The sequence below is a fragment of the Paraburkholderia sp. BR10937 genome (assembly GCF_040965695.1).
GTDB lineage: Bacteria > Pseudomonadota > Gammaproteobacteria > Burkholderiales > Burkholderiaceae > Paraburkholderia.
The window spans coordinates 80,034-91,979 of record NZ_JBFRCL010000021.1 but is presented as its reverse complement, the minus strand read 5'-3'; the positions used below and the strand labels follow the sequence as shown (position 1 = coordinate 91,979).

Sequence of the window (11,946 nt, the reverse complement as noted above, 5' to 3'; positions counted from 1 at the left end):
TCCTGGGCGTCAACGATGCGTCTACGAGCCGACAGTCGCCGCTATCGGGATGACCTCCGCCCCTGCCTTGAGCTGGTCAAGGTAGTCCGCCCACTTTTGCATCATCGCTCGTCGTTCCTTGATGAACCGGGTGCGATTGTATGCGCCACCCAGATTGTCCGGCACGGCGTGCGCAAGCTGATGCTCAATTACTTCCGGTTTTTGCTCCAGTTCCTCATGCAGGATTGTGCGCGCCATGGCCCTAAAGCCGTGGCCGGTAATCTCGGTGCGGGTGTCGTAGCCGAGACGGCGCAGGGCTGCATTGACGGTCGCCTCACTCATGGGTCGCTTACGGTCGCGTGCGCCGGGGAACACGTAGTGACCGGACCCGGTAAGGGCGTGCAGTTCGCGTAGGATCGCGACGGCCTGTGCGGCGAGCGGCACAAGGTGGGCTGTCGTCGTCTTGGTGACGAGATAACGCCATTCGCCCTTATCAAGGTCGAATTGCTCCCATTCGGCTTTGCGTAGCTCGCCGGGGCGCACGAATAGCATTGGCGCGAGCCGGAGCGCGCAGAGGACGGGAAACGTGCCAGTGAAGCAGTCGAATGCGCGCAGCATTTCGCCCACCTTGGAGGGTTCAGTGATCGAGGCGAAATGTTTTGTCTGGGCTGGCGGTATTGCGCCGAGCAGGTCGCGCGCCGGATCTGTCTTGCACAAGCCTTCCTTGATGCCGTAGCGAAACACTCGACTTATCTCGCCGCGCAGGCGGTGCGCTGTGAAGCGCGCCCCACGGCTGTCCACGCGCTTGAGTACGTCCAGAATGTCCGGCGCTTCGATTTCGGTAACCGTACGGTTGCCTAGCCACGGGAACGCATCATTCTTAAAGCGCGCCAAGGTCTTGTCATTTTGCGCGGGCTCAACGTACGGACGGCGCTCCTCCAACCAGGCCAAGGCGACAGCCTCAAACGTGTTGATAGCCGCTAGGCGGGCCGCGCGCTTGTCCGCCTTCTTCGATTCTCCTGGATCGACGCCCGCCGCCAACTTCTCCCGCGCCTCGTCGCGCTTTTTGCGCGCCGCTGCCAGCGACACGTCAGGGTAGACTCCAAGCGCCAAAGTCTTGTCCTTACCGTTGAAGCGGTAATTCATCCGCCAGTACTTAGCGCCGGACTGGACAATCTGGAGGTACATGCGCCCGCCGTCAGACAGGCGGTTGCCGGTGCCGTCGGCGTTGTAGCGGGCGTTCCTGACCTGGGTGTCGGTGAGCGGCATGGTGGTATGTACGGTGGTATCGCGAGGCGAAAAGTGGTGGCAACTGGCCAGATGCCACCAAAAGTACCACCTAATACCACCGGCTGTCACTGGTGAAACCTGGCAGACGTTGGCAACAAAAAACCCCGCGAGACCAAGTCTGGCGGGGTTTCCTTGTGAAACATTGTGAAAGCTGGAACATTCTTTGGTGCCTCGGGCCGGAATCGAACCGGCACTCCTTTCGGAACCGGATTTTGAGTCCGGCGCGTCTACCAATTTCACCACCGAGGCGTGTGTTATTGCGAGTTTCTCGCACCCGAGCAAACACGCAAGCGCTCGAAGTAGCCGGTGATTATGACGCAAATCGCGCGCCCAGGCAACTGTGGAGCGCCGGCAAGCCTTCAAATCGTCCGCGAGAACCGCTCGGGCTGCTGTGCGCCAAGGTAGCGGTCAAACACCATCGCAATATTGCGCACCAGCATGCGTCCAGCGGGCAGCACTTCGAGGCGGTCGGCGCTGCGCGCAACGAGCCCGTCGCGTTCGAACTCGCGCAGGCGTTCGAGTTCGGCCGCAAAAGTCGCCGGAAAACGAATGCCGTAGGCGGCCTCGAACTCGTCGCAGCGCAGTTCGAGATTGCACATGAGTTCCGTGATGATGTCGCGACGCAGACGGTCATCGGCGGTGAGGCGCACGCCCTTTGCGGTCGCGAGCTTGCGCGCGCCGATGGCCGCGCCGTAGCCGATCAGGTCCTTCGCGTTCTGCGCGTAGACGTCGCCGACCTTGCCGATCGCTGAGGCGCCGAAGCCGATCAGGTCGCAGTCGGCGCGCGTGCTGTAGCCCTGGAAATTGCGGTGCAGCGTGCGCTGCGCCTGGGCGCGCGCGAGTTCGTCGGTGGGCAGTGCGAAATGATCCATGCCGATGTAGACGTAGCCCGCCTCGGTGAGCTGCTCGATCACGAGCCTCAGCAGCGCCATGCGCTCCGCGGGCGTGGGCAAGGTGGCTTCGTCCATCTGGCGCTGCATCTTGAACAGATGCGGCATGTGCGCGTAGCCGAACACCGAGATGCGATCGGGCGCGAGCAGCAACATCGTCTCGAGCGTGCGGCCGAAGGTTTTGACGTTCTGGTACGGCAAGCCGTAGATCAGATCGACGCTGATCGACTCGAAGCCGTTCGCGCGCGCGGCATTCATGACGTCGACGGTCAGTTCGAGCGGTTGCATGCGGTTGACCGCCTTCTGCACGACCGGATCGAAGTCCTGAACCCCCAGGCTCAGCCGGTTGAAGCCGAGCGAACGCAGGTGCGCAATGGTCTGCGCCGTGGCTTCGCGCGGGTCGATCTCGATCGAGTATTCGCCGGCGTCGTCGGGCTGCAGCGCGAAGTGTTCGCGCGTGGCGGCCATCAGCGTGCTCATTTCGTCCAGCGAGAGAAAGGTGGGCGTGCCGCCGCCCCAATGCAGCTGCGAAACGGGGCGCTTCGTGTCGAACAGCGCGGCCTGCAGCGCCACTTCGCGGATCATCTGCGCGAGATACGGCTTCGCGCGGCCGCGGTTCTTCGTGATGACCTTGTTGCAGCCGCAATAGAAACAGACGGTGTCGCAGAACGGAATATGAAAGTACAGCGAGAGGTCGGTTTCGCTCGCGCCCGGATCGGCTGCGGCGCGCTGGTAGTCGGCGGGATCGAAGTCGTCGCGGAACTGCAGGGCGGTGGGGTAGGACGTGTAGCGCGGGCCGTTGGCGCCGTATTTGGCAAGCAGGTCGGGGCGAAAGAGCAGGTCGGCGTCGCTCATGCAAAGCTCACTGGGAAGGGCGGCGCACGGGTGGGCAGCGTCCGGCGCCGCGGAACGCCGCGCACAGGTGGCCTGTCCCTTGTCCTACAGCGCCAGATGGACAAAGTGTACGAGCGCGTAGGAAGAAGCGATTGTGTAAAAAGGTCGCACGCGAGCGATGGCACAATGCCGTCTGGTCCGCCGCCGTGCGGACACGATTTGTCAGCGTTCCAGGAAGCCGAAGTGAGTACCGTTTTTCCCGCCGATGCCTCAGGGCACGCCTGCCGTCCCGGTTGCGGCGCGTGCTGCATCGCGCCGTCCATTACGAGCCCGATTCCGGGCATGCCTCAGGGCAAGCCGGCCGGCGTGCGTTGTGTTCAACTCGGCGAGGACCTGCGCTGCATGATCTTCGGCTCGCCGTTGCGGCCGGCGTGCTGCTCGGGGCTGCAGCCGCAGGCCGAGATGTGCGGCGAGTCGCGCGAGGAGGCCATTGTCTGGCTCACGCGTCTCGAGGCGCAAACCCGGCCGCCAACCTGGCCACAAGCGCCAGCCGGGCGCTGAACCCGGCGCAAACTGCGTCGGCCAGCCGTCATGCGCCAGAATGACGGCGCGCCAGTCCCGGCCCAACAAGGAGATTTCGCATGACCCACACCGCAACGCGCGTTTCCCGGCGCGCCTTCCTGTTCACAGCCTGCGCTGCGGCGGGTACGGCGATGTCGCTCGGCGCGTGTGCGACGGGGATTTTCCCGTTCATTCCCGATCACTACACGTTTTCGCAGCAGCAGGTGCAGGACGCGGTGCAGCGCAAGTTTCCCTATCACCGCTCGATGCAGCAGATCATCGACGTCTCGCTCACGAATCCGGTCGTGACGCTGCAGCCCGATCGCAACCGCGTGGCCGTGCGGCTCGACGCGCACCTCGAAAGCCCGTTGATGCAGCAGCCCGTGAGCGGTGCGTTCACGGTGTCGAGCGAACTCGCCTACGACAGCGGGAACCGCGCCGTGGTGTTGCGTTCGCCTTCGGTCGATGGCGTCGACATGGCGGGCAACGCCGCCGCCTACGCGCCGCAGGTGAGCGCGGTCGCCGCGCTCGTCGCCACCCAGCTGCTCAACAATTACCCCGTCTATACGTTCAAGCCCGAGCAGCTCCAATTCGCCGGCGTCAACTACGAACCCGGTACAATCACCATCCTTACAAACGGCATACGCGTGCAGATCGTCGAGAAGTAAGCCGACGAAACGCCGGCGCACGCGGCCGTCGTCGGTCGTGCGGCGCGGCGTGCGCCGTTCCGACGCTCAAAGAAGAGGGATAAAAGGGATGGACTGGATTTTGACCTGCAAGGCCTTGATTCTCGGCATCGTCGAAGGGCTGACGGAATTTCTGCCGGTTTCGAGTACCGGGCATCTGATCGTCGCCGGCAGCCTGCTCAATTTCGACGGCGAGTATGCCAAGACCTTCTACGTGGTGATCCAGTTTGGCGCGATTCTCGCCGTGTGCTGGGAGTTCCGCCGCAAGATCGGCGAGGTGGTCGTAGGGTTGCCCTCGCGGCGCGATGCGCGGCGCTTCACGCTCAACGTGATCGTCGCCACCATTCCGGCTGTCGTGCTCGGTCTGATGTTCGAGAAGTCGATCAAGTCGGTGCTCTTCGCGCCGGTGCCGGTGGCGTTCGCGCTCGTTGGCGGCGGCCTCGTCATCCTGTGGGTCGAAAATCGCCTGCGTGGCCCGAAGGGACTGCCGGTCGCCCAGCAGCGCGGCGCGCGCGTGAACTCGATCGACGAGATCACGCCGCTCGACGCTTTCAAGGTGGGCTGCGCGCAGTGCTTCGCGCTGATTCCGGGCATGTCGCGTTCGGGCTCGACCATCATCGGCGCGATGCTGTTCGGCCTCGAGCGGCGCGTCGCGACTGAATTCTCGTTCTTCCTTGCGATTCCCGTGATCTTCGGCGCGACCGTTTATGAGCTGTACAAGAGCTGGCACGAGCTTTCCGTGGACTGGCTCGGGCTCTTCGGCATCGGCTTCGTCGCCGCATTTGTCAGCGCCTTCGCGTGTGTACGCTGGCTGCTGCGCTTCGTGGCTTCGCACGATTTCACCGCCTTCGCCTGGTACCGAATCGCGTTCGGTCTCGTGGTTCTGCTGTTCGGCTATGGCGGCGGCCTAGGCTGGGACGACTAACAACTCAACGTGCGCCGCGTGACCAACTCGTCACGTTACGGCGCCCGTTTTTCCATGCGCTTCCCGGTTTCAGTCCGCGCGGCGGCGGAACACGAGATCCCACACGCCGTGACCGAGCCGCAGGCCGCGGCGCTCGAACTTCGTCACAGGACGGTAGTCGGGGCGCGGCGCGTAGTCGGCAGCGGTATTCTCGAGCGCGGGCTCCGCGCTGAGTACTTCGAGCATCTGCTCGGCGTAGTTCTGCCAGTCGGTCGCGCAGTGCAGGTACGCGCCCGGCTTCATGCGCGAGACGAGATGCGCGACGAACTTCGGCTGAATCAGGCGGCGCTTGTGATGGCGGGCCTTGTGCCACGGATCGGGGAAGAAGATGTGCACGCCGTCGAGGCTCGCCGGTGCGATCATGTGCTCGAGCACTTCCACGGCGTCGTGCTGGATGATGCGGATGTTCTCCAGATTCTGCTCGCCGATCAGCTTGAGCAGGGCGCCGACGCCAGGCTCGTGGACCTCGACGCCAAGGAAGTCGTCCTCGCGGCGCAAGGCGGCGATTTCCGCCGTGCTCGCGCCCATCCCGAAACCGATCTCCAGGATGCGCGGTGCGTGCCGTTCAAATACGGCGTCCCAGTCGGCGGGTTCGGGCGCGTAGGGCACGACGAAGCGCGGGCCCAGTTCGTCGAGCGCGCGGCGCTGGCCGGTCGAGACGCGGCCGGCACGGGTCACGAAGCTGCGGATGCGGCGGTGGTGCAGCGCGTCGCCGGCGGGTGCCCCGGATTGCGCGTTCGTCTCGGAGGCGGCGTCTTGTGCGTCGGACTGCGTGGCGTCGGGACGGGCGTCTTCGTTGGGATCGTGATTCATCTTCGCGGGTGGGTGTGAGAGCGGCGGATGTCGCGGCTGTCGATAATGGGGGCGGGCTGCGCCTTCGGCTCGGTGCGAGGCAGGCCGAGCTATTCGCGGCGACGCGGTGCCGGGGGCGATGCGGGCCTGCGTGGCCGGACGCGTTGTGGGCCGCTTTCGCTTCCGCCGGAATCGATGCCGGCCTTCGGCCCGGCAGGCGGGCGCGGCGCGCTCGAAGCCCAGCGGCTCCGAAGCCGTCGCGCATTATATCAGCGCGCTCGTACGGCTCTGATGGCTGAGGCGGCGAGGCGTGCCCGTAGCGCCTCGCTGCGCGCCGGTCCACGCATCCATCGACATCTCAATCGGCTGAAACGACGACCCGCATGCGCGCAGGTTGATTCAATTCAAACGCGCTCACACGCCCGGCACGTACGTCGAACAGCAGGCGCGTGAGGTCGGCGGCCGCGGCACGCAGGCGCTCGGCTTCGGCGGATGGTCGTTCGTCGGCGTCGTCGAGAAGGGCTTTGCGCGAGCGCACGATCAGGGCGATCGCGCTGCGCCGGGACATGAAAAATTGATCCATCGGGGACTGGTGCGCCAGAGGGCGCGCAGCGAGTCGTTATGCGGCAGTCGTGCGAAATACGTGTCGGCGGACCAACTCGCGGCGCGTGCGGGAGGACCCGAAGAGCGCCAGAGTGCATGGTGCAACGGAGGAATTCAGGTCGTGCCCGGCGTGTGCCGGTCGGGCAGGCTTGGCGCTGCAGGGGTGTCCTGGCACGTGCGCTGTCTGAAAGCCCAGGCCTCGAAGAGAGGTCGGCAAGCCGACGTGGAGCGGGCGATGGGAATCGAACCCACGTCATCAGCTTGGGAAGCTGAGGTAATGGCCATTATACGACGCCCGCAGAGCGCGCTATTTTACGCGGTTTTGGCCTTCTTGCGCAATGACGCGCTCAAGCGACGCGGCGCGCCAGGCGCGCCGCCAGATGCACCAGACCGTATGCCGAGGCGTCCTCAAATCCCGAACAGCGTGAGCGAAACCGCCGCGCGCGTGACCACCATCAGTAGCACCTGCACGATCACGAACAGCAGAATCGGCGAAAGATCGAGGCCGCCCAGGTTCGGCAGGATGCGGCGCAGCGGGTTGAGGAACGGCGCCGTCAGTTGGAACAGCACGGGCATTGCCGCCGAGCGCGGGTTGAGCCACGAGAGCAGCGCCATCAGGATCGTCAGCCAGATCAGCAGGTTGAGCGCCCACTTCACGAGCGTGAGCAACGCGACGATCAGCAGTGTCGGCAACAGACCCAATGGGTCCACGCCCGCGATCCATACCATCAGCAGCACGTAAGCAATGGCCGCGATCAGCGCGCCGACCACGCTCGCCCAGTCGATGCCGCGCACGCCGGGAATCACGTGCCGCAGCGGCAGCACCAGCCAGTTGGTGACCTGCTGGATCGCGTGGGTCACGGGGTTGTACGGCGGCACACGCACGTACTGGAGCCAGGCACGCAGCAGCAGGGCGGCGCCGAACAGCGTGAAGACCGTATTGAGCAAAAAGCGGGCGATATCGCCGAACATCGGTGTTGTTTCCTTCTTGTGTGGGTGGCGGCGCGCTTGGCGTGTGGCGGCCGATAAAAGGTCATGCCGGGGTTCCGCTCGCCCCGTTCAACCACGCGGAGCACGTCAGACGGACACCATGACCTCGCTGATCAGAATGGTGCCATTTCCGCCGTCGGTGTAGTTGGGAATGTCGTCGAGGAGTGTGTCGGCATGCGGCTGAAACACCGCGTAGAACGCATCGACCGTCTCGAACAGGAAGTGCCCGGCCGCGACGTACGGCGGCGGCGTGCCCGGCGGCCCGGCATTGATGCCGATGTCAACCGACCAGCCCTTGAGTGCTTCGCCAAAGAGCTTCGCTGCGAGAGGCATGTGGTGCGTGCAGTAGTACCCGGTGTCGAAACGCCCGTTCTCGCGATAGGGATAGAGGATGCTGACCTTGATCATTGTGCGTGCTCGTCGGTGAGTCCCATTGGCGTGCGTTGCCTGCCGTTGCGATGCGCGCGCCGTCGCCACATTAACACGGCTTACGCCTCGTCAGTATCCGCGATCGATTCCGCCTCGGGGCATGGCGCGCGGCCGCGGCCAGGCTTGCGGCGTGCGCGCCGCGCAAAATGGCTGCACTCACGGCAGCCTTTTCCGCGAACGGCTACAGTGTTTCCGACAGACCGCGCTCGTCAGGCGCCTCGCAGCGCGAGTGTTGCCCCGCAGCCGCGCGGGCGCCCGAAATGTTCGCTTTCGTACTGATCACGCGCCGCCGGTGCGACTACAAATGACAGTGATGGGCGCGACGTCGCGCCAGTAGCCTGACGCGGCACGATTTCTGCTGGTGGCTCGCGGCGCACTTATGCGCAGTAACTCAAACCCAGCACGCGGAAGCCGCAACGAACAGTGCGCTATGCATATACGTTGCTCGTGAGGCTATCGCGCAACACTGCCATTTTTGTCCCGGAATCTGAGCACAATACTTTTCATCGTTTCGGTTTCGTTGTTGCAGCCGTGCAATTGGGTTTGTTCCTGTCGGTAGTCCGATTCGGGGAGTTCACCATGAGCATCTTCGCTTACCGAAAGCATCTGCGGTTTCTCACGCCCTTTCAGCGTCGCCGCTGGTGGGATCAGAAGAAGCGCCTGACGCCACGTGTGCGCATCAGCGGCGCTTACGTGCCACCGAGCGTCACGCGCGAGTTCACCTACGTGAAGGTCGGATAGCGGAGAGCTTGCCTGGCGTGGCCGGCGGTTTGTGCGCCGCCGGCTGGTCGGATGAGATGCCCGGTCCGAGGACCGGGCATCGTCGTTTACAGCCTCGTCGGCCGCAGTCCGAACGTAGTCCGGGTCAACCAATTTGTAATCAAACATTACCGGGAGACTTGCCGCGCGATGCCCTCGAGCAGGTAACAATGACAGCGCCCTGGTTTCTGTAACGAATGGCGGCGTGATCGGGCGCGGGCGCGGCGATTTTTCGCGGCAGCCGCGCCCACCGGGCTTGACGCGCTATTAAGCGCCCCCAAAACAGGATTGCAATTCGAAACAAATGGCTACCAATGACGGCCGCCGTTTTCGATACATTAAATGCGTGGGCAGTGCCCGTTATTGCGCGTCGCCGCTGGTGGCCGCCAGGAGAAGAGAAGTGAAAAAGACCGTATCGTTCATCGTTGCCGCCGCGCTGGGTGTGGGGTTCGTCAGCGCGGCCCAGGCGCACGTCTCGGTGGGTATCGGCATTGGCATTCCGGTGGCCCCCGCTTATCCCGTCTATGCTGCGCCGGTCTACGCACCGCCGCCCCCGCCCGTGGTCTATGCGCCGCCGCCGGTGGTGTACGCGCCGCCGCCTGCCGTCGTCGTAGGCGGCTATGGCGGCTACGGCTACTACGGCCGTCCGTACTGGCATCACGGCTACTACGGCCACGGTTACTACGGCCGCGGCTACTACCGTCATTGAGCGTGACGGGCGGCGCACGCCGCCCGGCCGCAGGTTTCACGAACGGCGCAACGCCGGCTCACGCCGCGTTGCGCCGTTTGTTTTTGGTGTTCGCTTGCGCCGCGTGCACGGCGCGCCAGATCGATGGGCGCCGATGCATAGGCGCAGGGTGAGGCGCACCCTGCGCCTGACACGGATTACGACGCGCCCGCGCCCTGCAGGATCATTTCGCGATAGCCGTGCACGATCACGCTGTACGAGAAGTACGCGAACAGCAGGGCCGAAAGCACGTGGCAGGCGCGCAGCAGGCCGGTGCCGGCGCGTTTGCGGCCATGACTGGCCAGTCCGCAAATAAACAGGGTCCAGGCGAGCCCGCCCGCGAAAAAGCCCAGCAGAAACAGCGAGGCCGCGCCGGCGCTCGTCGCCCCCGACTTGGCGATCAGCGCGCCGCCGACCGCCGCAAACCAGAGAATCGCACTCGGCGACGAAAGGGCGAGCAGCACGCCGCGCCCGAAGCTGCGCCACGGGTTGGGCAGCGGCGCAGCGCTATCGGCTTCGCCTTCCACGGGCGGCGCCGATGCCGGATTGAGCGCTTCGCGCGCCATCTTCCACGTGAGCATGAGCAGCAGGGCGGAGCCGCCGATCCACACGATCCAGCGCACGGCCGAGAACTGCAGCAGCGCGGCCATGCCCGCAAGCGCGAGTGCGGCGTAGATGAGGTCGCCGAAACACGAGCCGAGCCCTAGCCAGAAGCCCGGGCGGAAGCCATGCGTGAGCGTGAGCGAGATGATGGCGACGTTGACGAGACCGATGTCGAGGCAAAGCGAAAGCGACAGAAAAAAGCCGTCGGAAAGCAGGGAAAGGTGAGGCATGAAAACGATTTCTTGTTGGTATGGACTGCATACCGCATACGCCCGCCTTTGAAGAAGCGGGCGCGAGCGGCTCAAATCGGGTTCAGGCGGGTTTCAAACGCCGATGCACAGATACTTCAGTTCGACATATTCGTCGATGCCGTACTTCGACCCTTCGCGCCCGAGGCCCGACTGCTTCACGCCGCCGAACGGCGCGACCTCGTTCGAGATGAGTCCGGTGTTGATCCCGACCATGCCGTACTCGAGCGCTTCCGCGACGCGCCAGACGCGGCCGATATCGCGGCTGTAGAAGTACGAGGCGAGGCCGAATTCGGTGTCGTTGGCGAGGCCGACGACTTCGGCTTCGTCGCTGAAGCGGAACACCGCCGCGACCGGCCCGAAGGTTTCCTCGCGCGCGATCAGCATGTCGCGCGTGACGTCGGCGAGCACGGTGGGCTCGACGTAGCGCCCCGAGCTGACCTTGCCGCCCGCCACGAGCTTCGCGCCCTGGGCGGTCGCATCGCTGATGTGCTGCTCGACCTTGGCGACGGCCGCGTCGTCGATCAACGGCCCCTGGTTCACGCCATCATCGAAGCCGTTGCCCACCTTGATCTTGCGTGTGGCGGCGGCGAGCTTCTCGACGAAAGCGTCGTACACCTTGTCGTGCACATAGAAGCGGTTCGTGCAGACGCAGGTCTGGCCCGCGTTGCGATACTTCGAGATCATCGCGCCTTCCACGGCGGCGTCGAGGTCGGCGTCGTCGAACACGATGAAGGGGGCGTGGCCGCCCAGTTCGAGGGCGAGTTTCTTGACCGTCGGTGCGCACTGCTGCATGAGGATACGCCCCACCGGCGTCGATCCCGTGAACGAGAGATGGCGCACGATATCGCTTTCGCACAACGCCTTGCCGATGGCGATGGAGTTCGCGGAGTCGGCGGTGAGCACGTTGAACACGCCCTTGGGCACGCCCGCGCGCTGCGCCAGTTCGGCGAGCGCGAGCGCGCAAAGCGGCGTCTGCTCGGCGGGCTTCACGACGATCGTGCAGCCCGCGGCGATGGCCGGCGCGACCTTGCGCGTAATCATCGCGATCGGGAAATTCCAGGGGGTGATCGAGGCGCACACGCCGATCGGCTGCTTGAGCACGACGAGCTTGCGGTCGCTGGCGGGGCTCGCGAGCACGTCGCCGTTCACACGCTTGGCTTCTTCGGCAAACCATTCCAGGAAAGACGCGCCGTAGATCACTTCGCCGCGCGCCTCGGCGAGCGGCTTGCCTTGCTCGGCGGTCATGATCGCGGCGAGGTCGTCGGCGTGCTCGATCACGAGGTCGAACCAGCGCCGCAGGATGGCGGCGCGCTCCTTGCCCGTCTTCGCGCGCCACGCGGGCAGGGCGGCGTTCGCGGCGCCGATCGCGCGATGCGCCTCGTCGGCGCCAAAGTCGGGCACGCTCGCGATCTCGGCGTTGTCGGCGGGGTCGAGCACGGCGAACGTGGCCGCACCGCCGCTCCATTCGCCGTCGATGTACGCGCGGGTCTTGAAGAGGGCGGGGTCGTTCAGTTGCGTCAGGCGCTCCGATGCGGGCATCATCCTCGAGTCTCCTCAGGTTCACTGGCGCCGCGGCTCATGCCATGCA

13 protein-coding genes and 2 tRNA genes are annotated in these 11,946 nt (G+C 64.9%); 5 read left to right on the top strand and 10 right to left on the bottom strand.

Annotated elements, in window-relative coordinates; all coding sequences use genetic code 11:
* Positions 1-21 precede the first annotated feature (21 nt).
* The 3 genes from AB4Y44_RS18895 to hemN all read right to left on the bottom strand — a co-directional run bounded on the left by AB4Y44_RS18895 (position 22) and on the right by hemN (position 3,014).
* Positions 22-1,248, bottom strand: coding sequence for a tyrosine-type recombinase/integrase (locus tag AB4Y44_RS18895; protein WP_368700509.1), 1,227 nt, complete (start codon positions 1,246-1,248; stop codon positions 22-24).
* Positions 1,249-1,433: 185 nt separating this feature from the next.
* Positions 1,434-1,518: transfer RNA gene (locus AB4Y44_RS18890), tRNA-Leu, on the bottom strand.
* A gap of 110 nt (positions 1,519-1,628) precedes the next feature.
* Positions 1,629-3,014 (bottom strand): oxygen-independent coproporphyrinogen III oxidase, encoded by a 1,386-nt coding sequence (gene hemN, locus AB4Y44_RS18885; RefSeq protein WP_368700508.1) that lies wholly within the window; start codon positions 3,012-3,014, stop codon positions 1,629-1,631.
* Positions 3,015-3,236: 222 nt separating this feature from the next.
* On the opposite strand from hemN, the gene AB4Y44_RS18880 reads away from it, so the two are divergent.
* The 3 genes from AB4Y44_RS18880 to AB4Y44_RS18870 all read left to right on the top strand — a co-directional run bounded on the left by AB4Y44_RS18880 (position 3,237) and on the right by AB4Y44_RS18870 (position 5,165).
* Positions 3,237-3,554, top strand: coding sequence for a YkgJ family cysteine cluster protein (locus tag AB4Y44_RS18880; RefSeq protein ID WP_342924059.1), 318 nt, complete (start codon positions 3,237-3,239; stop codon positions 3,552-3,554).
* Positions 3,555-3,634: 80 nt separating this feature from the next.
* Positions 3,635-4,222, top strand: coding sequence for a DUF1439 domain-containing protein (locus tag AB4Y44_RS18875; RefSeq protein ID WP_342924060.1), 588 nt, complete (start codon positions 3,635-3,637; stop codon positions 4,220-4,222).
* Between the two features lie 88 nt (positions 4,223-4,310).
* On the top strand, positions 4,311-5,165 hold the full coding sequence (locus AB4Y44_RS18870; RefSeq protein ID WP_342924061.1) for an undecaprenyl-diphosphate phosphatase: 855 nt from the start codon (positions 4,311-4,313) through the stop codon (positions 5,163-5,165).
* A gap of 69 nt (positions 5,166-5,234) precedes the next feature.
* Here AB4Y44_RS18870 and trmB read toward each other — a convergent pair whose 3' ends face one another.
* From trmB to AB4Y44_RS18845, 5 genes are all read right to left on the bottom strand, one after another.
* A complete protein-coding gene (gene trmB / locus AB4Y44_RS18865; protein WP_368700507.1) occupies positions 5,235-6,017 on the bottom strand; it encodes a tRNA (guanosine(46)-N7)-methyltransferase TrmB in 783 nt (260 codons plus the stop codon).
* Positions 6,018-6,354: 337 nt separating this feature from the next.
* Positions 6,355-6,564: a hypothetical protein gene (locus AB4Y44_RS18860; RefSeq protein WP_342924063.1), complete on the bottom strand. Its 210-nt coding sequence runs from the start codon at positions 6,562-6,564 to the stop codon at positions 6,355-6,357.
* Between the two features lie 259 nt (positions 6,565-6,823).
* Positions 6,824-6,898: transfer RNA gene (locus AB4Y44_RS18855), tRNA-Gly, on the bottom strand.
* Positions 6,899-7,007: 109 nt separating this feature from the next.
* Positions 7,008-7,571, bottom strand: a complete 564-nt coding sequence (locus tag AB4Y44_RS18850; protein ID WP_321930056.1) for a YggT family protein — start codon at positions 7,569-7,571, stop codon at positions 7,008-7,010.
* A gap of 105 nt (positions 7,572-7,676) precedes the next feature.
* Complete coding sequence (locus AB4Y44_RS18845) at positions 7,677-7,997, bottom strand: EthD family reductase (RefSeq protein ID WP_342924065.1); 321 nt, start codon at positions 7,995-7,997, stop codon at positions 7,677-7,679.
* 600 nt (positions 7,998-8,597) lie between these two features.
* Here AB4Y44_RS18845 and AB4Y44_RS18840 point away from each other — a divergent pair.
* Positions 8,598-8,759, top strand: coding sequence for a hypothetical protein (locus AB4Y44_RS18840; protein ID WP_254316025.1), 162 nt, complete (start codon positions 8,598-8,600; stop codon positions 8,757-8,759).
* Positions 8,760-9,177: 418 nt separating this feature from the next.
* Positions 9,178-9,486, top strand: a complete 309-nt coding sequence (locus AB4Y44_RS18835; RefSeq protein ID WP_069262732.1) for a hypothetical protein — start codon at positions 9,178-9,180, stop codon at positions 9,484-9,486.
* Positions 9,487-9,662: 176 nt separating this feature from the next.
* Here AB4Y44_RS18835 and AB4Y44_RS18830 read toward each other — a convergent pair whose 3' ends face one another.
* Both AB4Y44_RS18830 and AB4Y44_RS18825 read right to left on the bottom strand, forming a co-directional pair.
* Positions 9,663-10,337 carry a LysE family transporter gene (locus AB4Y44_RS18830; protein WP_342924066.1) on the bottom strand — a complete coding sequence of 225 codons (675 nt, stop codon included), beginning with the start codon at positions 10,335-10,337 and terminating at the stop codon, positions 9,663-9,665.
* A 93-nt stretch (positions 10,338-10,430) separates the two neighbouring features.
* Positions 10,431-11,900 carry an NAD-dependent succinate-semialdehyde dehydrogenase gene (locus AB4Y44_RS18825; protein ID WP_368700506.1) on the bottom strand — a complete coding sequence of 490 codons (1,470 nt, stop codon included), beginning with the start codon at positions 11,898-11,900 and terminating at the stop codon, positions 10,431-10,433.
* Between the last annotated feature and the right edge of the window lie 46 nt (positions 11,901-11,946).

What these genes read in the sequence shown, in the direction of transcription:
- AB4Y44_RS18830 (WP_342924066.1), bottom strand. Translation starts at nt 10,337, where the DNA reads ATGCCTCACCTTTCCCTGCTTTCCGACGGCTTTTTTCTGTCGCTTTCG.
- AB4Y44_RS18825 (WP_368700506.1), bottom strand. Translation starts at nt 11,900, where the DNA reads ATGATGCCCGCATCGGAGCGCCTGACGCAACTGAACGACCCCGCCCTC.
- AB4Y44_RS18850 (WP_321930056.1), bottom strand. Translation starts at nt 7,571, where the DNA reads ATGTTCGGCGATATCGCCCGCTTTTTGCTCAATACGGTCTTCACGCTG.
- hemN (WP_368700508.1), bottom strand. Translation starts at nt 3,014, where the DNA reads ATGAGCGACGCCGACCTGCTCTTTCGCCCCGACCTGCTTGCCAAATAC.
- trmB (WP_368700507.1), bottom strand. Translation starts at nt 6,017, where the DNA reads ATGAATCACGATCCCAACGAAGACGCCCGTCCCGACGCCACGCAGTCC.
- AB4Y44_RS18845 (WP_342924065.1), bottom strand. Translation starts at nt 7,997, where the DNA reads ATGATCAAGGTCAGCATCCTCTATCCCTATCGCGAGAACGGGCGTTTC.
- AB4Y44_RS18860 (WP_342924063.1), bottom strand. Translation starts at nt 6,564, where the DNA reads ATGTCCCGGCGCAGCGCGATCGCCCTGATCGTGCGCTCGCGCAAAGCC.
- AB4Y44_RS18895 (WP_368700509.1), bottom strand. Translation starts at nt 1,248, where the DNA reads ATGCCGCTCACCGACACCCAGGTCAGGAACGCCCGCTACAACGCCGAC.
- AB4Y44_RS18870 (WP_342924061.1), top strand. Translation starts at nt 4,311, where the DNA reads ATGGACTGGATTTTGACCTGCAAGGCCTTGATTCTCGGCATCGTCGAA.
- AB4Y44_RS18875 (WP_342924060.1), top strand. Translation starts at nt 3,635, where the DNA reads ATGACCCACACCGCAACGCGCGTTTCCCGGCGCGCCTTCCTGTTCACA.
- AB4Y44_RS18840 (WP_254316025.1), top strand. Translation starts at nt 8,598, where the DNA reads ATGAGCATCTTCGCTTACCGAAAGCATCTGCGGTTTCTCACGCCCTTT.